Here is a 19,382-nt window from a genome sequence, read left to right as displayed (position 1 = left end):
TTCGGTACGGGGCGGGGGATCGAGCTTGATGACCACCCTATGCGAGCCCGCCCCGTACCGCGCGGTTGTGAAACCTAGACGGCGTTTCGCCACTTACGGCCGTTGCGGCCGATCAGCCGGTCGGCGTCGGTCGGGCCCCACGAGGCGGCCTCGTAGGTCGGGATCGGCGACCTGTCGTTCGCCCAGTGCTCGATGATCGGGTCGACGACCCGCCAGGACTGCTGCACCTCGTCGCTGCGGATGAAGAGCGACGCGTCGCCGATCAGGGCGTCGAGCAGGAGCCGTTCGTACGCCTCCGGGGACTCCTCGACGAAGGTGTTCTCGTAGGAGAAGTCCATCGACGCGGTCCGCACCCGGAACGAGTGACCGGGCACCTTGGCGCCGAACCGCAGCGAGATGCCCTCGTTCGGCTGGATCCGCAGGACCAGGGCGTCCGCGTCCAGTTCGGTGAGCTGGCTGGTCGGGATCGGGAGGTGCGGCGGACGCTGGAACTGCAGCGCCACCTCGGTGACCCGGGCGGGCAGGCGCTTGCCGGTCCGCACGTAGAACGGGACGCCGGCCCAGCGCCAGTTGTCCACGTTCAGGCGCATCGCCGCGTACGTCTCGGTGCGCGACAGCGGGTCGACGCCGATCTCCTCGCGGTAGCCGGCCATCAGCTCCTGGCGGGTGCCGCCGCGGGTGTACTGCCCGCGGACCGCGGCGTCGGCGATGTCCCGGTCGGTGGGGAGCCGGATCGCCTGGAGCAGCTTCACCTTCTCGTTGCGCAGGTTCTCGCCCTCGAACGATACCGGCGGCTCCATCAGCGCGAGCGCGAGGACCTGGAGCACGTGGTTCTGCACGATGTCGCGCATCGCGCCGGCGTGCTCGTAGAAGCCGCCGCGGGTGCCGACGCCGAGCGTCTCGGCAACGGTGATCTGCACGTGGTCGACCCACGAGCGGTCCCAGATGGGCTGGAAGATCGAGTTGGCGAACCGCAGCGCCAGCACGTTCTGGACGGTGTCCTTGCCCAGGTAGTGGTCGATGCGGAAGACCTGCGACTCCTCGAACGCGCTGTGCACGACGCCGTCGAGCTCGCGGGCCGTGGCGAGGTCCCGGCCGTACGGCTTCTCGATGACCAGGCGGGAGAAGGTGTTCTCGGTCTCCTGGTTCAGCCCGGCGCCGGCCAGGCCGCAGATGACCGGCTCGAACGCGCCGGCCGGGGTGGAGAGGTAGAAGAGCCGGTTGCCGGAGGTGCCGCGCTGCGCGTCCAGCTCGTCGAGCGTCTCGGCGAGGCGCTTGAAGGTCTCGGGGTCGTCGTAGCCGCCGGCGACGTACCGGATGCCACCGGCCAGCTGGCGCTTGTCCGCGAGGTTCAGCCCGCCCAGCGCGCTGTCCGCGAACTGCTCGTCGCTCATCGGCGTCCGCGCCACGCCGACCAGGGCGAACTGGTCGGGAAGCCGGTTGTGCCGGGCCAGGCTCTCGACCGCCGGAAGAAGCTTGCGGCGGGTCAGGTCACCGGAGGCGCCGAAGATCACCAGCGTGGCTGGCGGGGCGCTGCGCTCCTGGATGAGCTGAGGTGCTTGGTCCATGGTCTGCGTGTCCTCCGACCGGGTCGTTACGTCCGTCTGAACCTTACGGCGGCAACGTGGCCGGGGTTCACATCCATACCGCGATGCGAGCAGGGCCATACCGAAAAAAGTGGCAAACTGGTACCAAAGGTCTGGCAACCGAGGGGGACCCGTGAAGTACCGGCTCGTGACCCGCAGCGACTTCGACGGTCTGGTCTGCGCCGTGCTGCTGCGTCTGCTGGACTTGATCGACGACATCAAGTTCGTGCACCCGAAAGACGTGCAGGACGGGGTCGAGGAGATCACCGAACGGGACATCCTCACCAACCTCCCGTACGCGCCCGGCGCGCACATGGTCTTCGACCACCACCACTCCGAGACGCTGCGCAACGCCGGCGACCTGCCGAACCACATCATCGACCCGGACGCGCCGTCGGCCGCGCGGGTGATCTACGACCACTACGGGGGCCGGGCGCGTTTCCCGGGGGTCTCCGACGACCTGATGCGGGCGGTCGACCAGGCCGACTCGGCGAACTACTCGCTCACCGACATCCTCAGCCCGACCGGCTGGACGCTGCTGAACTTCCTGATGGACAGCCGGACCGGCCTCGGCCGCTTCCGCAACTTCCGGATCAGCAACTATCAGCTGATGATGCAGCTCATCGACGCCTGCATCGAGCACCAGGACGTGCACGAGATCCTCAGCCTGCCCGACGTCGCCGAGCGCTCCCAGCTCTTCCACGACTGCTCGGCGCGCTTCGTCGAGCAGCTGCACCGGGTCTGCCACGTCGACGGGGACGTGGTGATCGTCGACCTCCGCGACGAGGAGGTCATCGAGGCCGGCAACCGGTTCATGGTCTACGCGCTCTTCCCCGAGGCCCGCGTCTCGGTGCACATCATCTGGGGCCGGCAGAGACTGAACACGGTCTTCGCCTGCGGCAAGTCGATCCTCGACCGCAGCTCACCGGTGGACATCGGCGAGGTCATGCTGCGCTACGGCGGCGGCGGGCACATCGCGGCCGGCACCTGCCAGGTCCCGCACGACGAATCCGAGAGGGTCGAGCGCGAGATCATCGACGCTCTGCGGACCGAGCGGGTGGTCACCGTCTGAAGGACCTTCCCGCGTACGAGGAAGAAGCCGTGCGGGCGGCCGTTCCCGGAAGGGAACGACCGCCCGACGCGCGGATCACGGGCCTTGCCCGGGGCCCCACCCGCCGGTCGTGGTTCGCGCCCCACGCGCTGGCCACGACATCCTCACGCCCACCCGCGTGAGGTTCCCGCTCGCAGGACCCGGCCTGCGTCGGAGTCCTCTCAGCCCTTGAAGGCCCACTTGCTGCCACTGCCGGCCGCGACCGGCTCCCTGTCCGCGCCGGCGGCCGCCGCGTCCGGCTCGCCGTCGTCCGGCTCCGGCTCGTCCTCGCTCGCCCGGTGCCGGTTGCGCAGCATCGCCCATCCGGCGCCGAGCAGCGCGAGCGCGGCGACACCCCAGCCGGCCAGCGACACGACCGTCGGCCCGTCGCTCTCGGCCAGGATGTCGTTGTACGCGGCCTGCTCCTCGGGGCTCAGCGCCCCGGTCTCGTCGGTCCCGGTCGTCCCGGTCCCACCGTGGTGGCTCGTCGTCGCCGTCCCGTCGGAGGGGGTGAGCGACAGCGACGCCGGCGGCATGGCCGGCGCGGCCGAGCCGTCCGCGTACCTGCCGTCCAGGGTGAAGGCGACCGAGCTCAGCGTGGGCAGCGGTCCCAGCGCCACGGACAGGTCGGCCGACTCCCCCGGAGCGATGGCGGTGCCGTTCACCGCGATCCAGGTGATCGCGCTCGGCACCTCGTCGACCGGTGTCGCGCCGTGGATCTGCGCGAGCGGCTGACTCAGCCTCTGCCAGCTGATCTTCGGCGCCCAGTCGTTCACCGAGAGCGGATACACCTCGGCGATCGGCGAGTCCGCCGGGATCTTCAGCGTGACCTCGGTGATCGGCTCGGCGCCGTCGTTCGTCACGCGGAACGTCAGGTTCGCTCCACTGCCCTGCGGCGCGCTCGCCGGGCTCACTGTCACGTCGGCCGCGGCCGGGCCGGCCGCGGCGAGCACGGCGGCAGCGGAAACCACGGTCAGCACGCCCGCACGGCGGGCCATCCCCAGATGCCTCACGACATGTAGTTCGGATCACCGGCCCGGATGGTTCAACGACGGCCCGGGAAGTTTTCGAGATCGTTTCCCGTACAGGATGATGGCCGTATGCGAGACGTATCCATCGGCAGCGACATGATCCGCCTGGGTCAGTTCCTCAAACTGGCGGACCTCATCGAGACGGGCGGCGAAGGCAAGATCCTCATTGCCTCCGGCGACGTGCAGGTGAACGGCGAGGCCGACACCCGCCGGGGCCGCCAGCTCCACCCCGGCGACGTGGTCGAGGTCCAGGGCCGCAGCGCGCGGGTCGCCCATTAGGGGAAAATGCGAATCGGGACGGAACCGGCGTGCCGGTCGCCTCGTCGTACCCAGCATGACCCGAACCCGCGGCCTTCTGACCGCCATCCCCATGCTGATGCTGCTGGGTGCCTGCGCCCAGCCCGGCGCCGCCGGCTCGGCCGGTGAGCCCTCCTCGGGCGACCCGGTCACCGAGAGTGCCCGTGCCGGCACCGATGCCGACGCCGTGGTGCTGCGCGTGCAGTACCGCGGCGGTTTCGTCCCACCGCAGTTCCTGGCCGGCCGGCTCCCGCTGGTCAGCGTCTACGCCGACGGCCGGGTGATCACCGAGGGCCCGACCACGCTGATCTATCCCGGCCCGGCCCTGCCGAACCTGCAGGTCGCCCGGATCACGCCGGAGGAGGTCACGCAGCTCGCTGCCGAGGCCGGCGAGGCCGGGGTGAAGACCGGCGCCGACTTCGGCCAGCCGAACGTCGCGGACATCCCGAGCACCCTGGTCACGGTCGTGACCGGGTACGGCAAGCAGAGCGTCGACGTGGTCGCCCTCAACGAGGCCCAGCCGGACGACAGCTCGCTGACCGCCGCGAACCAGGCGGCCCGGAAGAAGCTGAAGACCTTCGTCGACAAGCTGGCCGGTCTCGGCGCCGACTCGCAGCCGTACGCCGCCGAGGAAGTCGCCGCGATCGCCCGGCCGTGGACCGAGCCCGGCGACGACCTGGGTGGCAAGCCGGTGACCTGGCCCGGCCCGCAGCTGCCCGGCGAGGCGCTGAACTCCGACGCGGGAGTGAACTGCCTGGCCGTCACGGGCGCGGAGAAGGACGCCGTCCTGGCCGCCGCCGCGAAGGCGAACCAGCAGACCCCGTGGGAGTCGGCCGGCAAGCAGTGGTCGGTGACGTTCCGCCCGCTGCTGCCCGACGAGTCCGGCTGCGAGTCGCTCCGGAGCGCCGAATGACCCCGTTCGACGACCCGTTCGAGTTCGACGGGGAGAAGGACGCGCACGACACCGGCGTGAAGCCACCCACGAAGGTGGTCACCACACGTCGCCGTCGCGCCAGTCGCACACGAGCGGCCCGCTGCCGCCGCTGAGCCCGCGGGTGAACACGCTGCCGTCGTCCTCCGGGGTCAGGGTCACCCCGGAGGGCGCGAGCACCGCCGTCGGACCGTCCCAGAGCCGCCACCCGCGCGTGGTGTAGAGGGCGTGGCCGTCCTCCGAGGCGGAGAGAGCACCGAGGTGGTACGCCCGATCCACCACCCGTTCGGCCGCGGCCGTCACCAGACCGCCGAGCCCGTGCCGCCGGCGCCCGGGATGCACCGCGACCGCCTCCACGTAGCCGCAGCGCAGCGTCCGGTCGCCGAGCAGCAGCCGGCGCTGCACCACGGCGGCGTGCGCGACCGGCCGGCCGTCCTCGTACGCGATGAAGTGCAGGCCGCCGAGTGCGTGGTCCCAGTCCTCGTCGGCGAACTCACCGTCGAACGCCAGGTCGAGCAGCCCGCGGACGGCGGCTCGCTCGGCGGTGTCCAGGTCAGCGGTGGAGGCGGTGCGTACCGGGGTCACACCGCATTATGCGCATGCTGCCGCTCGGCGGCGGCGGGGTGGCGGCCGGGCAGCTTCGCGCTGGGGTGCGGCGGGAGTTCGGGCGCGTTGACCAGGTGCGCCTGGATGAAGGCCTCGGCCAGCTTGTCGCCGTGGACCTTCAGGGGCGGCTCGGTGTGGTGTTCTTCAGCCATGGGCCCATGGTCGCCCCGTTCGGTTGCAAGCGGCGCTGTTTCAGGCCGCGCCGTCTCAGGCCGCGTGACCGGTCTGGGCGGCGTGCGCGATCGCCCGCCGCAGCACCGCCACCGAGACGGTCAGGTCGCCCGCCATGTCGGTGAGGCCCAGCTCGATCCACTCCCGGACCAGCTGTGAATAGGGGACGCCGGCCTGGTCCGCGGCGGCACGGACCCGCTGGGCCAGCGCGGGCGGGACCCGCACGCCGAGCGGCACCATCGGCTCGGTCTCGGGGATCGGGGGCAGCGCCACCCGGGTCCTCTCGTCATATGTCACCGCGCCCGCGGCGAACGCCGCCGCCGCCGCGCCGAGCTGCTCGTCGGAGTACTGCTGGGTCATGACGCCTCCCATGCCTCGAACCGCGCCAACTCGTCCGGTGTCATCTCGCGGGCCCCGATGATCTGCTGCTGGTGCCCGCCGAGAAGCCGCACCGCGACGACCAGTGGCCGGCCGGACTCGGTCCGCCCGCTGATCGTCAGGAAGTGCACCCCGGCGCTCTCCGCGGCCATCGGCAGCCGCAGCTTGGCGGAGAGGACCTGTGTCACTTCCCACGTCTCGACGTCGCGCAGGGCAGCCAGTGCCGCTGTCAGCCACTCGTACCCCACGCCCCCAGCGTAAGACGTTCGTTTGACAGCGTCGAGCCGGGACCACCGCGAACAGCGGAGAGGCCCGCCCGGCGAACCGGACGGGCCTCTCCACGAGCCGGAGATCAGTGGACCTGGAGCAGGTCCACCACGAAGATCAGGGTCTCGTTCGGCTTGATCGCGCCGGCCGCGCCGCGCGAGCCGTAGCCCATGTGAGGCGGGATGACGAGACGGCGGCGGCCGCCGACCTTCATGCCGGCCACGCCCTCGTCCCAGCCCTGGATGACCTGCTGGCCGGCGACACGGAAGCCGAACGGCTCACCGCGGTTGTAGGAGGCGTCGAACTCCTTGCCGGTGGACTGTGCGACGCCGACGTAGTGGACGCTGACGAAGTCGCCGGGCTTCGCCTCCTGGCCCTCGCCCTCGACGATGTCCTCGATCAGCAGTTCGCTGGCGGGGGCGTCGGGGATGGGGCCGACGTCAGGCTTGGTCATGAATCCTCCTGAGTTCTTACCGGACACCGGCCATGCAATCACAGCTTCTCGCCCGCTGAACGAGCGGTGCCCGAAGTACGTACCTCCGGGTGGCCGGGAATCCGCCCGGCCACGTCACGCCGCTGTCCAGGAGTGCCCCGTGTCAGTCCGCCGTCTCGCCGCCCTCGGGTTGCTCGCCCTCGCCTCGGTACCCGCCGTGCCCACCGCCGCCCTCGCCCACGGCGCGCCGGTCACGCCGATCAGCCGCAGCGCCGCCTGCGCCGGCAACGGGTCGAAGACCGGGGCGGCGGCCTGCGTCGCCGCGCGCGAGGCCACCGGTGGGCGCTTGGGGGCGTACGACAACGTCAGGCTCGCGAACGTGAACGGCAAGGATCGCGATCGCGTTCCGGACGGCAAGCTGTGCAGTGCCGGGATCGACCTCTACCAGGGCCTCGACCTGGCCCGCGACGACTTCCCGGCCACCCGGGTGAAGTCCGGGCAGCGGCTGCCGGTGTCCTATCGCGGGACGATCCCGCACCAGGGGAGCTTCCGCATCTACATCACGAAGCCGGGTTACCAGCCGACCGGGAAGCTGAGCTGGGACGACCTCGGCGCGGAGCCCCTGGCCGAGATCAAGGATCCGCCACTGACCGGCGGGGCGTACCGGATGAAGGTGACCCTGCCGCAGCGCACCGGCCGGCACCTGCTCTACGTGGTGTGGGAGACGTCGAGCACGCCGGACACCTACTACTCCTGCTCGGATGTGATCTTCCCCAAGGCGGCGGTCACGAAGGCGGCCGTGACGAAATCGGCCACACCGAAGCCGACGACGGCGGCACCCACCGAGGAGCCGAGCGAGGCGCCGAGTGCGGAGCCGGCCGCGGAGCCTGAGGTCCCGGAGGAGACCACCGAACCGCCGGTGATCGAGGCGGCGCCGGCGAGCAATGACACGACGATGGTGAATATCGGTCACTGGTTGATTCTGGGAGCGCTCACAACAGCCGCCCTGGTCACCGGGGGTGCGGTCCTCAATCGGGTGCGCCGCCGCAAAAACGGTTGAACCGCCGGTGTGTGGATCTCGTACTGACGGGCGTCGACAACGCATTGCCCGTCAGGCCCCCCAGTGACGACGAAAGGCCAAGCATGAGTCGGGTTCGTTATCGCAGCCAGAGCCGCCCGCTGTTCTCCCGGCGCCGGGTACTCGCTGTCGCCGCCACCGGCGTCGGCGTCTCGGCGGTCTCGGTGGCCGGTCTCAGCCTCGCCGGCGAGAACGGCAGTGGCGACACGGAGAAGGGCGCGCCACTGGTGATCTCCCTCCGCGACGCGAACAAGGGCACCATCGACGTCTTCTCCGGTGAGAAGCGCAAGATCATCACCGACAGGAAGCTGGCCGCCCAGCTTCTCAAGGCCGCAGGCCGCTGAGACTTCAGGAGAACGCGACGATGTCTTCCCACCGCGAAGCCCCGGAGATCAGCAAGGATCCGGTGGCGGACAGCTCCGACCTGTACGCCTTCGTCAGCCCCGACGATCCGGACACGGTCACGCTGATCGCCAACTACGTGCCGCTGCAGCTGCCCGCGAGCGGGCCGAACTTCTTCGAGTTCGGCGACGACGTGCTCTACGAGATCCACATCGATGCGAACGGCGACGCCCGGCCGGACGTCACCTACCAGTTCCGGTTCCGTACCGAACTGCGCAACGACAGGACCTTCCTCTACAACACCGGGCCGATCGAGTCGCTGGACAGCGAGAACTGGAACCGGCGGCAGTTCTACTCGGTGACGAAGGTCGACTCGCACGGCAAGAGCACGGTCCTCGCGAAGAGCCTGCCGTGCCCGCCCTGCAACGTCGGCCCGCTGTCGATCCCCGACTACGAGAAGCTCGCCGAGGACGCGGTGCACAAGCTGAAGTCCGGCGAGAAGGTCTTCGCCGGTCAGCGTGCCGACGCGTTCTTCGTCGACCTGGGCGCGATCTTCGACCTGGGCACGCTGCGCCCGTTCCAGGACAAGCACCTGGTCGGCCAGAACCTGTTCAACTACGCCGGCAAGGCCGTCAACGCCACCGACAAGACCAACGTGCACAGCATCGCCATCCAGATCCCGCTGCACATGGTCCGGCGCGACGGCAAGAAGCGGGTGCGCGGACGCGACGCCGGAGCGGTCATCGGGGTGTGGACCTCGGCCAGCCGCCGGCAGGTCGAGGTGCGCGGCGACTCCGACGGCAACGACGTCGTGGTGGGCCCGCAGGTGCAGGTCTCCCGGCTCGGCAACCCGCTGTTCAACGAGGTCATCGTGCCGATGGCGCAGAAGGACAAGTGGAACAGCCTGCCGCCGAGCGAGGACAAGCGCTTCGCCGAGTTCGTCGCCACCCCGGAACTCGGCGCGCTGCTGCCGGTGCTCTACCCGGGTCTGTTCGACAAGCTGGACGCGCTCAACAAGACCAAGGAGCCCCGCGCCGACCTGCTGGCGATCCTGCTCACCGGCATCCCGGACGGCCTGATCGACGGTTTCCAGAACAACACCGGCGAACTGCAGGCCGACATGCTCCGGCTCAACACGGCCATCCCGCCGGCCGAGAAGGAGAACAAGTTCGGCGTGGTCGGCGGTGACCTCGCCGGATTCCCGAACGGCCGCCGGATCGCCGACGACGTGGTCTCCATCTCGCTGCGGGCCATCGCCGGCGTCACCGTGCCGCTGGTGAACGCCGACTTCGAGCCGGACGCCGCGGCCGCCCTGGTCGAGCAGGGCCTGAGCATCAAGGACTCCGGCGCCGGCCTGCTGAAGAAGTTCCCCTTCCTGGGCACCCCCTTCGACGGATTCGGAAACCCCTCGTGACGCACAGCCACGGCCACGGCCACCACCATCACCACACGCTCGCGCCCTCCGGGCAGGGCACGGTGATGCTGAACATCGGTGGTGACATCGGCGCGATGATCATCCACACGCCGGGTCACCTGCACGGCCACGAGATCGAGGTCAGCCCGGTGGCGACGCCGGGCGAGCGCACCCACGCGGCGGTCCGGGCCCGCTACGTCCGGGGTGGCGTCACCTTCTGCGTGGTCCTCGACGCCCTGCCGGAGGGCCGGTACCTGATCTGGCAGGAGGGCGACGAGCCGCTCGCCGAGATCGAGGTGCGCGGTGGCGCGGTCGCCGAGTTCACCTGGCCCGCCGCCGCCGTCCCCGGAAGGACGCTGCTGACGGTCTAGTCTGGACGCCATGGCGAGCGGCTTCGTCACCCCGGGGGCGGAGACCCCGGTCCACGTCACCCTGCGCACCACCGACGTGGACGAAGCCCGGGCGTTCTGCCGCAAGCTCTACTACGGACCGTTGCGGATCGAGCCGGTCGGCGACCCGGCGCGCTTCCTGTTCAGCGCCGACGTCGTGCTGCTCGGCCCGATCACACTCGGCGAGGTGTGCTACGGCACCGACATCCGGGTGTCGATCGGCGCGCTGGGGACGGCCTATCACGTGCTGGTGCCGCTGACCGGGATGCTCCGGTCCCGGCACCGGGGCGCGGTGGTCTACGCCGACCCCACCCGAGCCGCCGTCTACCGGCCGACCGGCGGCATCGAGCTGGACTGGCCGGGCAGCTGCCGGCTGCTCAGCGTCAAGGTGGAGCGGGCCGCGCTCGAGCGGGAGCTGGACGCGGCCCTCGACCAGCGGGTCGTCTCGCCGCTGCCGCTCGGCGCCAGCTTCGACCTGGTCGACGGGCCGGGGCGGACCTGGGCGGCGCTGGTCCGGCTGCTGCTGACCGAGCTGCGCGGGCCGGATGCGCTGGCGAGCCAGCCACGCATGGCGGCCCGCTGGCGGGACATGGTGGTGAGCGGCCTCGCCCTCAGCGTCGAGCATCCGTACGGCGAGGAGCCGGCCGGCCTGCAGGGACCGTACCGGCCACGCACCGTGAAACGGGCGCTCGACGTGATGCACGCCGAGCCGTGGCGGCCGTACACGATCCGTGACCTCGCGACCGTCGCCGGCGTCGGCGTCCGGGTGCTGCAGGAGTCGTTCCGGCAGCACGTCGGGATGCCGCCGCTGACGTACCTGCGACGGTTACGCCTCGACGGCGTGCACGCGGAGCTGTCCCGTTCCGACCCGGGGCAGGCGAGCGTCAGCGAGGTCGCGTACCGGTGGGGTTTCACCCATCTGGGCCGTTTCGCCGGCGCCTACCGGGAGCGTTTCGGTGTCAGCCCGTCACACACACTCCGGGGCCGGGGCTAGGTCGGGGCAGAGGACGCCGCGGGCCTCCAGGAAGTCCCGGACCGCCGCGCGGACCCGGTGCTCTATCAGCCGCTGGTGCTTGCGCACGTCGGGATGCCGCTCCAGCGACCCGGGTCCGGCGGTCGCGGCCATCTCCCGTACCCCCAGGATCGCACCGTGATCGAAACCCGGCGTGACGCCCTCCGCGGACCGGAACCGCTGACGCAGGCCGGGCAATGACCGGATGAGGCGGGCCGGAGCCCGCAGGGCGACGCCCGGCGCGAGCGCGACACCCTCACCGAGCACCCGCCACCAGCGCGGCTGATCCTCCCGGTCGGCCGCCCGGTAGTCCTCGTGGCACGGCAGCAGCACCGTCGTGACCGCTTCCAGGTAGAGCGAGCGCGCCTGCATCGCGACGTGCACGTGGACCGTGGTGACCACCTCGCCGCCGCTGGAGACGACCTGGCAGGCGAGGTGGTGGCGGGCCGGCGGCGCGGGATTCCGGATGATCCGGCTGATCTCGTGCGGGGAGATCATCGGGTTGAGCCGGCGGGCCTCGGTGCCGGCCAGGAAGACCCGGTCGGTGACGGTGAGGCCGGGGATCGAGCCGGTGGGGTCGGCGCCCGGGCCACCGACCAGCGAGCCGAGGCAGGTGCCCAGGTGCGCGACGAGTTCGTCGGCGGCGAACGGCGGGCAGCCCGGCAGCGACCGGATCACTCCCCAGTTGCCGATCACCTCGCCGGCGCCGACGTACGGGTCGAAGTCGTGGATCACCGTGTTGCCGTACTGCAGCCGCTCGATCTCGGTGATCCGGGCCGTCACGGCGGGGGAGGAGGGCACCGACCCGGGCCGGAAGAGCCGCAGCTGGGACCGGCGCCAGAGGTGCCAGCCGGCTGAGCAGCCGGCGACCAGCAGCAGCGCCGGCAGCCAGCGGGTCAGCACCGCCGCCGCGACGATCACGACGACCAGGCCGTCGCGGATCAGCGCGACGGTCCGGGCCCGCAGGCAGTGGCCGAGCACCGGGCCGAGGGTGAACCCGTAGGACGGTGCGACGGCCCGGTACGGCTGCTGGTAGACCTCGCGGAGGACGGTGTCCCGGAAGTCCTCGTCGAGGTACGCCGCGGCACACAGGTGCCGGGTGGCGGTGGTGAAGTCCACCGCCTCAGCCTACGAAAACGCAGTGGCCAGCGTAAATGCCCCTAAAGCTCGACCCGCTGACCCTTGCCGATCACCACGATGCCGTTGTCGCTGACCGTGTAGAGCTTGCGGTCCCGGTCGAGGTCGACGCCGATCTGCGCGCCTTCGGGGATCACCACGTTCTTGTCGATGATGGCGTTGCGGACCACCGCGCGGCGGCCCACCGAGACGCCCTCCATCAGCACCGCGCCGTCCACGTGCGCCCACGAGTTGACCCGGACGTTCGGCGAGATCACCGAGCGCTCGACCAGCGCGCCGGAGACGACCACGCCGGGCGAGATCATCGAGTCGATGGCGCGGCCCTGGCGGTCGTCGTACCCGTGCACGAACTTCGCCGGCGGCCAGGCGCCGTAGTTCGTCAGGATCGGCCAGTCGTGGTTGTAGAGGTTGAAGATCGGCAGGGTGGCGATCAGGTCCATGTGGGCGTCGTAGAAGGAGTCGAGCGTCCCCACGTCACGCCAGTAGCCGCGGTCGCGGTCGGTGCTGCCGGGCACGTCGTTGTCGCGGAAGTCGTAGACGTTCGCCTCGCCGCGCTCCACCAGCATCGGGATGATGTTGCCGCCCATGTCGTGCTTGCTGTCCGGGTTCTGCGCGTCGGCGGAGACCGCCTCGCAGAGCGCCCGGGTGGTGAAGACGTAGTTGCCCATCGAGGCGTAGACCTCGTCCGGCGAGTCGGGCAGGCCCGTCGCGTCCTTCGGCTTCTCCCGGAACGCCTTGATCTTCTTGCCGTCCTCGGCCACGTCGATCACGCCGAACTGGTCGGCCATCGACAGCGGCTGGCGGATGCCGGCCACCGTCACCGCGGCGCCCGAGGCGATGTGGTCGTTGACCATCTGCTTCGGGTCCATGCGGTAGATGTGGTCGGCGCCGAAGACGATGACGTAGTCCGGCGACTCGTCGTTGATCAGGTTGAGGCTCTGATAGATCGCGTCGGCCGAGCCGGCGAACCAGCGCGGGCCGAGCCGCTGCTGCGCCGGGACGGGCGTCACGTAGTTGCCGAGCAGCGTCGACATCCGCCACGTCTTGGAGATGTGCCGGTCGAGCGAATGAGACTTGTACTGCGTCAGGACGACGATTTTCAGATACCCCGCATTGGCGAGGTTCGAGAGAACGAAGTCGATCATGCGATAGATGCCGCCGAATGGCACGCCGGGTTTGGCCCGGTCCGCCGTCAAGGGCATCAGGCGCTTGCCTTCTCCACCAGCCAGAACGATCGCAAGCACCTTGACAGCCATGGGAAGGACGCTAACTTTCCGGCCGCTGGTTCGCCACCCGAAAGAGCGGTTGGAAATATCTTGCTTCGGCTGCCGGGCACTTGCGATTCAGGCTACCGGCGAGGGCACGCCGGTCGCGCCGGGGTGGTGGATCCGCACCCGCGAGCGCCCGGCCGCCTTCGCCGCGTAGAGAGCCACGTCGGCGTCCCGCAGGGCGCTCTCGGGACAGTCCGCGTCATCCAGGTCGAGCACGCCGATGCTCGCCGACACCCGCACCGGATGCCCGGCGAGCACACGTTCCCGGCCGGCCACGTCGAGCAGCACCGACGCGGCCGCCACCCCGTCGCCCCCGATCAGGTCGGCGCTGCCGGGCGCCGGAACGGCGTCACCGGGGATCAGCAGGGCGAACTCGTCGCCGCCCAGGCGGGACACCGCGGCGGCGGGGACGGCGTCGCGGAACTCGCGGGCCAGCGCCACCAGCAACGCGTCGCCGACCGGATGGCCGAGGGTGTCGTTCACCTGCTTGAAGCCGTCCAGGTCGACCAGGACGAGCCAGCCCCGGTTGCCCGGCTCCGGAGTCATCGCGGCCTCGAGCCCGGCGGTGAACGCGGCCCGGTTGCCCACGCCGGTGAGCGGATCGTGGTTGGCCCGGTGTTCGAGCTCGGCGCGGAGAGACGCCTGTTCGCGCAGGGCCGCGTCCAGGGCGTCGGCGCGGCGCTGGGCCAGGCTGCCGAGGAGGCCCATCCGGAGCAGCAGCAGAACCGCGACACCCGCGCTGAGCAGCAGCGGGATCAGGAACTCGTTGAGCATCATGAAGAGGCTCAGCCGCCGCGCGCCGCCGTCGCCCGGCGGAGGCGCGCCGAACGGGTGGAACAGCAGCGCCGCCACGCCGGTGGTCAGCGGGTTGAGGGCGGTCAGGACGGTGAACAGGACGAGCCGGGTCCGGGAGATGGTCTGCGAGCCGCGGCCCGGTTCCAGGCGGGCCATGTGCGGGTGCAGCGCCGCCGCGCCGGCCACCAGATGACCGCACGTCCAGGCGGCGTGCTGCCAGGGCTGCGCTGCCGGGCTCGCGGCGAGCCCGCTGGCGTACGCGGTGTCGGCGGCCAGCTGGATCGTGGCGGCCGCGAGCAGCAGCCGGTGCGCGTGGTTGCGCGGGTCACCGGCCAGCAGGACGACCGCTGCGGCGGCGATCCGCAGCAGGCCGAGCAGGGAGAAGGCCGCGAACATCAGGATCGACGGCGGGTGGTCCCAGCGGTCCTGGAGCACCGGGCCGGTGATGAACGACCAGATCCCGGCGAGCAGGCCGAGCAGCACGATCAGGCCGTCGAGCAGGTTGGCGCGGTGCTGCCCGGGCCGGCTCACGCCCCGGGCCAGGATGAGCAGCGCGGCGGTGAAGAACCCGAGTGAGGCGAACACCGCGGCCAGGTAGATCGGCGCGGGCGCGTGCAGCACGTCGGCCGTGTGGGTCGCCGTGAACGCGGCGCCCGAGCCGGCGAGCAGCCACCAGGGCAGGGCGGCGGCCGGCCGGTACCGCCGGATGCCGGCGACCACGGCGACGCAGGCCGAGGCCTCCACGCCGATGACCGCGACGGCGCCCCACGCCTGCCATCCGGTGGCGGCGGCGGCGACGAGCGCCACGCCGATCAGCAGGTACGCCGCCGAGAGCCGGTTCACGGCCATTCCATCGTCAGCGGGACCGCCGACCTTTGGCCCGTCCGCACTTTGGCTATCCTGCGAATCGTGACCGCTTCCGGGACTCCACGCCTGCGCGCCGACCTGATCACCCGTGAGTACCCGCCGGAGGTCTACGGCGGCGCCGGCGTGCATCTCGAATATCTGACCCGTGACCTGCGACGGCTCGCCGACGTGCGGGTCCACTGTTTCGGGGCGCCCCGCGACGAGGAGGGCGTCACGGCGTACCCGGAGATCGCCGAGCTGGCCGGGGCGAACGCGGCGCTGCGCACGATGGGCGTCAACCTGGAGATGGCGAACGGGGCAGCCGGCGCCGACGTGGTGCACAGCCACACCTGGTACGCCAACTTCGCCGGGCACACCGCGAAACTCCTGCACGGCATCCCGCACGTGATCACCACGCACAGCCTGGAGCCGCTGCGCCCGTGGAAGGCCGAGCAGCTCGGCGGCGGGTACGCGCTCTCCTCCTTCTGCGAGCGGACGGCCATCGAGAGCGCCGACGCGATCATCGCGGTCTCCGGTGGGATGCGGCGGGACGTGCTGCGCGCCTATCCCTCGGTCGACCCGGACCGGATCCAGGTCGTCTACAACGGGATCGACACCGCGCTCTACTCCCCGGATCACGGCACCGACGTGGTGGACCGGCTCGGCATCGACCGGAATCGGCCGAGTGTCGTGTTCGTCGGCCGCATCACCCGGCAGAAGGGTCTGCCGTACCTCATGAAGGCCTGTCATGATCTTCCGGCGGACGCCCAGATCATCCTGCTGGCCGGCGCGCCCGACACCCCGGAGATCGCCGCGGAGGTCTCCCGGCTCGCGGCGGATCTGCGCGCGGCCCGCGACCCGGAGGGCGTCGTCTGGGTGCAGGAGATGCTGCCGAAGCAGGAGGTCATCCAGGTCCTCACGCACGCCACGGTCTTCGTCTGCCCGTCGATCTACGAGCCGATGGGCATCGTGAACCTGGAGGCGATGGCCTGCGAGACCGCCGTGGTCGCCACCGCGACCGGCGGCATCCCCGAGGTGGTCAAGGACGGCGAGACCGGCCTGCTGGTGCCGATCGAGCAGGTTCAGGACGGTACGGGGACGCCGGTGGACCCGGAGAGGTTCGTGGCCGACCTGGCGGCGACGCTGACCCGCGTGCTGCGTGACCCGGCGCTCGCCGAGACGATGGGCAAGGCCGGTCGCCGCCGTGCGGTGGACCACTTCAGCTGGGCCCGGATCGCCGAGGACACTCTCGAGGTCTATCGTTCGGTCCTCTGATGCTTCGACGCCCCCCGCTTCGCCTCGCCATGCTCCTCGCCGCGGTCCTGTTCGCCGTCGGCGTCCTCGGTGTCGGCCTGGTCCGCGCCGCGTTCTACCAGCCGCTCGACGCGTCGAGCGGCCCCGAACCGGTTCCGGTGCTCGCCGCGCCCGCCCCCACCGCTGTGGGGGAGTGCGGCACCGTGAAGGTGAAGGCGCCGCGGGAGCTGCGGGGGATGTGGCTGACGACGGTCTACAACATCGACTGGCCGTCGAAGCCCGGCCTGCCGGAGAAAACGGTTAAATCCGAATATATCCGGTGGCTGGACCTCGCCGTCGCGCAGAACCACAACGCGATCTTCGTGCACGTCCGGCCGAGCGGCGACGCGTTCTGGCCGTCGTCGTATGCGCCCTGGTCGAACTTCCTCACCGGGAAGCTCGACGGCAGCGATCCGGGCTGGGACCCGATGGCGTTCATGGTCGACGAGGCTCATCAGCGCAACCTGGAGTTCCACGCGTGGTTCAACCCGTACCGCGGAACCCAGCCGGCGCCGGCCGGGGCCGGAACCGACCTGGCGAAGCTCGCGCCGAACCACCCGCTCAAGGCGAACCCTTCGTGGCGGATCGCTTATCCGACCGGGAAGACCGGGCGGCTCTACTTCGACCCGGGTGTGCCGGAGGCGCGCGAGTTCGTCGAGGACGCGATGCTGGAGGCGGTGGCGGAGTACGACGTGGACGGCGTCCATTTCGACGACTTCTTCTACCCTTATCCGGAAAAAGGCCAGGACTTCCCCGATGACGCCTCTTTCAAGAAATATGGTGGCGGGAAGTCGCGGGCCGACTGGCGGCGGGAGAACGTCGACACCCTGGTCCGGGAGATGCACGAGCGGATCGCCGAGCTGAAGCCGTGGGTGAAGTTCGGGATCAGCCCGTTCGGGATCTGGCGCAACGGCGGCGAGGGCTCCGACACCAGCGGCCTGGAGAGCTACGACGCGATCTACGCGGACACCCGGGAGTGGGTACGCGAGGGCTGGCTCGACTACATCGTCCCGCAGCTGTACTGGACGATCGGCTTCGACAAGGCGGACTACGCCAAGGTGCTGCCGTGGTGGGCGAAGACGGTCAAGGGCACCGGCGTGCAGCTCTACATCGGGATGGCCGACTACCGGGTCGGCGAGAAGGGCGACTGGAGCGATCCGGCCGAACTCGACCGGCAGATGAGGCTGAACGACGAGTTCGGCGTGAACGGGCAGGTCCACTTCAGCGCCAAACAGGTGCGGGACGATCCGCTCGGCGCCGTGTCCCGGTACCGCGCCGCGCACTACGCGACGCCGGCCCTGCTGCCCCGGATGGATCGCCTGCCCGCCACGCCGCCACCCGCGCCGGAGATCACCGCGGCCGAGCGCGGCGACGGTGGCGAGCTGCGGTTCACGGCCCGTGCCGAGGGTGTCAGCTGGGCGCTCTATCGCGGTGGCGCCCTGGTCTCCACCGGCCGGAACGGGACCGCCGTCGCTGATCCGAAGCCGCCGGCCGGTGGCGGAACATATTGCCTGTCGGCCCTCGACCGGTCCGGCAACGAGAGTGCGATCAGCGCGCCGCTCACCGTGGCCGGGCCATAGGGTGGCGGCGTGAGCGCTCATCCCGGACTCCGGTTCGCCGACCACACCGTGACCGTGCCGCTCGATCACCGCAAGCCCGGTGTGGCCGGTATCGAGATCTTCGCCCGGGAGGTGGTGGCCGCCGATCGGGTCGGTGACGACCTGCCCTGGCTGCTCTACCTGCAGGGCGGGCCGGGCGGCAAGTCGCCCCGGCCGCTGCGGGCGGACAGCTGGCTGGCGCGCGCGACGCGTACCCACCGGATCCTGCTGCTCGATCAGCGGGGGACCGGGCGCAGCACGCCGATCACCGCGCGGACCGTGCGGGACATGCCGGCCGACCGGCTCGCCGCGTTCCTGAAGCTGTTCCGGGCGGACAGCATCGTGGCGGACGCCGAGATCCTGCGGGAGAAGGTCGCCGGCGGCGCGAGGTGGGACACGCTGGGGCAGAGCTACGGCGGGTTCATCACGATGTCCTACCTGTCGATGGCGCCGGGGTCGTTGCGCACCTGCTACGTGACCGGCGGGCTGCCCGGGCTCACCGCGACCGCCGACGAGGTCTACGCCCGGACCTATCCGCGGGTGGCGGCGAAGAACGCGGCCTTCTACCGCGCGTTCCCGGACGACGTGGGCAGGGTCCGGGCGGTCGCTGATCTGCTGGACGCCGGCGATGTGCGGCTGCCCGACGGTGATCGCCTGACGACCCGGCGGCTGCGGCTGCTCGGGAACGCGTTCGGGATGAGCTACGGCGCCGCCCAGGTGCACTGGCTCTTCGAGGAGGCCCTGCACGGCCCGGAGTTGTCGGACACGTTCCTGCACGGCGTCCTGCAGCAGACCGCGTTCGTCGACACGCCGCTCTTCGCCCTGCAGGAGTATTGCTACGGCCGGCCCGGCCGGCCCACCCGGTGGGCGGCGTCCCGGGCGCTCGGCGCGTACCCGGCGTTCGCCGGGGACGCGAGCCCGCTGCTCTTCACCGGCGAGATGATGTACCCCTGGATGTTCTCCGAGATCGCCGCGCTGCGCCCGTTCGCCGGGGCCGCCGAGCTGCTGGCGGCCGCCGACGACTGGCCCGATCTCTACGAGCTGGACCGTCTCGCGGCGAACGAGGTGCCGGTGCTGGCCGCGGTCTACGCCGACGACATGTACGTCGACGCCGGCCTGTCGCTGGAGACCGCCGCGTTCGTCGGCAACGTCCGTACCTGGGTGACGAACGAGCACGAGCACGACGGCCTCCGCACGTCCGGGGACGCGGTGCTGGGTCACCTCTTCGAGATGGCCGCCGGGTTGCGCTAGCGCTTCAGGGCTGTGGAGCCCCACTCCCGCAGCAGCTCGGCGACGCCGCGCTGGTCCCCGGCGGCGCATCGACGCGGCATCGCGCGGCCCGGTCAGGCGTGCAGGGCCGACGAGGTGACCGGCGCGCCCCTCCCATCCACCTACCGGGGTTGCCCTACGCTAAGCG

The 19,382-nt window shown here is 70.9% G+C and carries 21 protein-coding genes; 11 read left to right on the top strand and 10 right to left on the bottom strand.

What is annotated here, in order from left to right; all coding sequences use genetic code 11:
* Positions 1-74: 74 nt before the first annotated feature.
* The gene (zwf, locus tag EP757_RS38415) at positions 75-1,568 is read right to left on the bottom strand and encodes a glucose-6-phosphate dehydrogenase (protein WP_127553245.1); all 1,494 of its coding nucleotides are present in this window, start codon (positions 1,566-1,568) and stop codon (positions 75-77) included.
* Positions 1,569-1,719: 151 nt separating this feature from the next.
* Here zwf and EP757_RS38410 point away from each other — a divergent pair, with 151 nt between their 5' ends.
* Positions 1,720-2,658, top strand: coding sequence for an exopolyphosphatase (locus EP757_RS38410; RefSeq protein ID WP_127553244.1), 939 nt, complete (start codon positions 1,720-1,722; stop codon positions 2,656-2,658).
* 200 nt (positions 2,659-2,858) lie between these two features.
* Here EP757_RS38410 and EP757_RS38405 read toward each other — a convergent pair whose 3' ends face one another.
* The gene (locus EP757_RS38405; protein WP_127553243.1) at positions 2,859-3,674 is read right to left on the bottom strand and encodes a DUF1775 domain-containing protein; all 816 of its coding nucleotides are present in this window, start codon (positions 3,672-3,674) and stop codon (positions 2,859-2,861) included.
* 102 nt (positions 3,675-3,776) lie between these two features.
* On the opposite strand from EP757_RS38405, the gene EP757_RS38400 reads away from it, so the two are divergent.
* Positions 3,777-3,986: an RNA-binding S4 domain-containing protein gene (locus tag EP757_RS38400; protein WP_127553242.1), complete on the top strand. Its 210-nt coding sequence runs from the start codon at positions 3,777-3,779 to the stop codon at positions 3,984-3,986.
* Between the two features lie 55 nt (positions 3,987-4,041).
* Complete coding sequence (locus EP757_RS38395) at positions 4,042-4,917, top strand: hypothetical protein (protein WP_127553241.1); 876 nt, start codon at positions 4,042-4,044, stop codon at positions 4,915-4,917.
* Positions 4,918-4,995: 78 nt separating this feature from the next.
* Here EP757_RS38395 and EP757_RS38390 read toward each other — a convergent pair whose 3' ends face one another.
* From EP757_RS38390 to EP757_RS38375, 5 genes are all read right to left on the bottom strand, one after another.
* Positions 4,996-5,520, bottom strand: a complete 525-nt coding sequence (locus EP757_RS38390) for a GNAT family N-acetyltransferase (protein ID WP_127553240.1) — start codon at positions 5,518-5,520, stop codon at positions 4,996-4,998.
* A complete protein-coding gene (locus EP757_RS43110; RefSeq protein WP_160166011.1) occupies positions 5,517-5,693 on the bottom strand; it encodes a hypothetical protein in 177 nt (58 codons plus the stop codon). The genes EP757_RS38390 and EP757_RS43110 overlap by 4 nt, the downstream gene beginning before the upstream one ends.
* A 55-nt stretch (positions 5,694-5,748) precedes the next feature.
* On the bottom strand, positions 5,749-6,072 hold the full coding sequence (locus EP757_RS38385) for a hypothetical protein (protein ID WP_127553239.1): 324 nt from the start codon (positions 6,070-6,072) through the stop codon (positions 5,749-5,751).
* Entirely contained in the window at positions 6,069-6,338 is a 270-nt protein-coding gene (locus EP757_RS38380; RefSeq protein WP_127553238.1) for a hypothetical protein, read from the bottom strand. Before EP757_RS38380 ends, EP757_RS38385 begins: the two co-directional genes overlap by 4 nt.
* A gap of 104 nt (positions 6,339-6,442) precedes the next feature.
* Positions 6,443-6,811 (bottom strand): FKBP-type peptidyl-prolyl cis-trans isomerase, encoded by a 369-nt coding sequence (locus EP757_RS38375; RefSeq protein WP_127553237.1) that lies wholly within the window; start codon positions 6,809-6,811, stop codon positions 6,443-6,445.
* A 139-nt stretch (positions 6,812-6,950) separates the two neighbouring features.
* Here EP757_RS38375 and EP757_RS38370 point away from each other — a divergent pair, with 139 nt between their 5' ends.
* The 5 genes from EP757_RS38370 (at position 6,951) to EP757_RS38350 (ending at position 11,007) form a co-directional block, all read left to right on the top strand.
* On the top strand, positions 6,951-7,850 hold the full coding sequence (locus EP757_RS38370; protein ID WP_127553236.1) for a lytic polysaccharide monooxygenase: 900 nt from the start codon (positions 6,951-6,953) through the stop codon (positions 7,848-7,850).
* An 83-nt stretch (positions 7,851-7,933) separates the two neighbouring features.
* On the top strand, positions 7,934-8,212 hold the full coding sequence (locus EP757_RS38365; RefSeq protein WP_127553235.1) for a hypothetical protein: 279 nt from the start codon (positions 7,934-7,936) through the stop codon (positions 8,210-8,212).
* 20 nt (positions 8,213-8,232) lie between these two features.
* The gene (locus EP757_RS38360) at positions 8,233-9,624 is read left to right on the top strand and encodes a DUF4331 domain-containing protein (protein ID WP_127553234.1); all 1,392 of its coding nucleotides are present in this window, start codon (positions 8,233-8,235) and stop codon (positions 9,622-9,624) included.
* Complete coding sequence (locus tag EP757_RS38355; RefSeq protein ID WP_127553233.1) at positions 9,621-9,995, top strand: phospholipase; 375 nt, start codon at positions 9,621-9,623, stop codon at positions 9,993-9,995. Before EP757_RS38360 ends, EP757_RS38355 begins: the two co-directional genes overlap by 4 nt.
* A gap of 10 nt (positions 9,996-10,005) precedes the next feature.
* Complete coding sequence (locus EP757_RS38350; RefSeq protein ID WP_127553232.1) at positions 10,006-11,007, top strand: AraC family transcriptional regulator; 1,002 nt, start codon at positions 10,006-10,008, stop codon at positions 11,005-11,007.
* Here EP757_RS38350 and EP757_RS38345 read toward each other — a convergent pair.
* The 3 genes from EP757_RS38345 to EP757_RS38335 all read right to left on the bottom strand — a co-directional run bounded on the left by EP757_RS38345 (position 10,981) and on the right by EP757_RS38335 (position 15,071).
* Positions 10,981-12,144 (bottom strand): hypothetical protein, encoded by a 1,164-nt coding sequence (locus EP757_RS38345; protein WP_127553231.1) that lies wholly within the window; start codon positions 12,142-12,144, stop codon positions 10,981-10,983. The two genes, EP757_RS38350 and EP757_RS38345, sit on opposite strands and share 27 nt — an antisense overlap.
* 41 nt (positions 12,145-12,185) lie before the next feature.
* Positions 12,186-13,418 (bottom strand): glucose-1-phosphate adenylyltransferase, encoded by a 1,233-nt coding sequence (gene glgC / locus EP757_RS38340; RefSeq protein ID WP_127553230.1) that lies wholly within the window; start codon positions 13,416-13,418, stop codon positions 12,186-12,188.
* Positions 13,419-13,505: 87 nt separating this feature from the next.
* On the bottom strand, positions 13,506-15,071 hold the full coding sequence (locus EP757_RS38335; protein WP_160166010.1) for a GGDEF domain-containing protein: 1,566 nt from the start codon (positions 15,069-15,071) through the stop codon (positions 13,506-13,508).
* Positions 15,072-15,137: 66 nt separating this feature from the next.
* Here EP757_RS38335 and glgA point away from each other — a divergent pair, with 66 nt between their 5' ends.
* Genes glgA through EP757_RS38320 form a run of 3 tightly spaced genes read left to right on the top strand, consistent with a single transcriptional unit; the run spans position 15,138 to position 19,216 of the window.
* The gene (gene glgA / locus EP757_RS38330) at positions 15,138-16,349 is read left to right on the top strand and encodes a glycogen synthase (RefSeq protein ID WP_174262488.1); all 1,212 of its coding nucleotides are present in this window, start codon (positions 15,138-15,140) and stop codon (positions 16,347-16,349) included.
* On the top strand, positions 16,349-17,947 hold the full coding sequence (locus tag EP757_RS38325) for a glycoside hydrolase family 10 protein (RefSeq protein WP_127553228.1): 1,599 nt from the start codon (positions 16,349-16,351) through the stop codon (positions 17,945-17,947). Before glgA ends, EP757_RS38325 begins: the two co-directional genes overlap by 1 nt.
* Positions 17,948-17,956: 9 nt before the next feature.
* Entirely contained in the window at positions 17,957-19,216 is a 1,260-nt protein-coding gene (locus EP757_RS38320; RefSeq protein WP_127553227.1) for an alpha/beta fold hydrolase, read from the top strand.
* The last annotated feature ends 166 nt before the right edge of the window (positions 19,217-19,382 follow it).

It is taken from the genome of Actinoplanes sp. OR16 (genome assembly GCF_004001265.1).
Classification (GTDB): domain Bacteria; phylum Actinomycetota; class Actinomycetes; order Mycobacteriales; family Micromonosporaceae; genus Actinoplanes.
The sequence above is the reverse complement of the archived record's forward strand: the minus strand, read 5'-3'. Positions and strand labels throughout refer to the sequence as shown.

Excerpts from the sequence above, each read along its gene's own strand:
- EP757_RS38350 (WP_127553232.1), top strand. The coding sequence starts at position 10,006 with ATGGCGAGCGGCTTCGTCACCCCGGGGGCGGAGACCCCGGTCCACGTC.
- EP757_RS38360 (WP_127553234.1), top strand. The coding sequence starts at position 8,233 with ATGTCTTCCCACCGCGAAGCCCCGGAGATCAGCAAGGATCCGGTGGCG.
- EP757_RS43110 (WP_160166011.1), bottom strand. The coding sequence starts at position 5,693 with ATGGCTGAAGAACACCACACCGAGCCGCCCCTGAAGGTCCACGGCGAC.
- EP757_RS38395 (WP_127553241.1), top strand. The coding sequence starts at position 4,042 with ATGACCCGAACCCGCGGCCTTCTGACCGCCATCCCCATGCTGATGCTG.
- EP757_RS38400 (WP_127553242.1), top strand. The coding sequence starts at position 3,777 with ATGCGAGACGTATCCATCGGCAGCGACATGATCCGCCTGGGTCAGTTC.
- EP757_RS38375 (WP_127553237.1), bottom strand. The coding sequence starts at position 6,811 with ATGACCAAGCCTGACGTCGGCCCCATCCCCGACGCCCCCGCCAGCGAA.
- EP757_RS38385 (WP_127553239.1), bottom strand. The coding sequence starts at position 6,072 with ATGACCCAGCAGTACTCCGACGAGCAGCTCGGCGCGGCGGCGGCGGCG.
- glgC (WP_127553230.1), bottom strand. The coding sequence starts at position 13,418 with ATGGCTGTCAAGGTGCTTGCGATCGTTCTGGCTGGTGGAGAAGGCAAG.
- EP757_RS38325 (WP_127553228.1), top strand. The coding sequence starts at position 16,349 with ATGCTTCGACGCCCCCCGCTTCGCCTCGCCATGCTCCTCGCCGCGGTC.
- EP757_RS38365 (WP_127553235.1), top strand. The coding sequence starts at position 7,934 with ATGAGTCGGGTTCGTTATCGCAGCCAGAGCCGCCCGCTGTTCTCCCGG.
- EP757_RS38405 (WP_127553243.1), bottom strand. The coding sequence starts at position 3,674 with ATGGCCCGCCGTGCGGGCGTGCTGACCGTGGTTTCCGCTGCCGCCGTG.
- zwf (WP_127553245.1), bottom strand. The coding sequence starts at position 1,568 with ATGGACCAAGCACCTCAGCTCATCCAGGAGCGCAGCGCCCCGCCAGCC.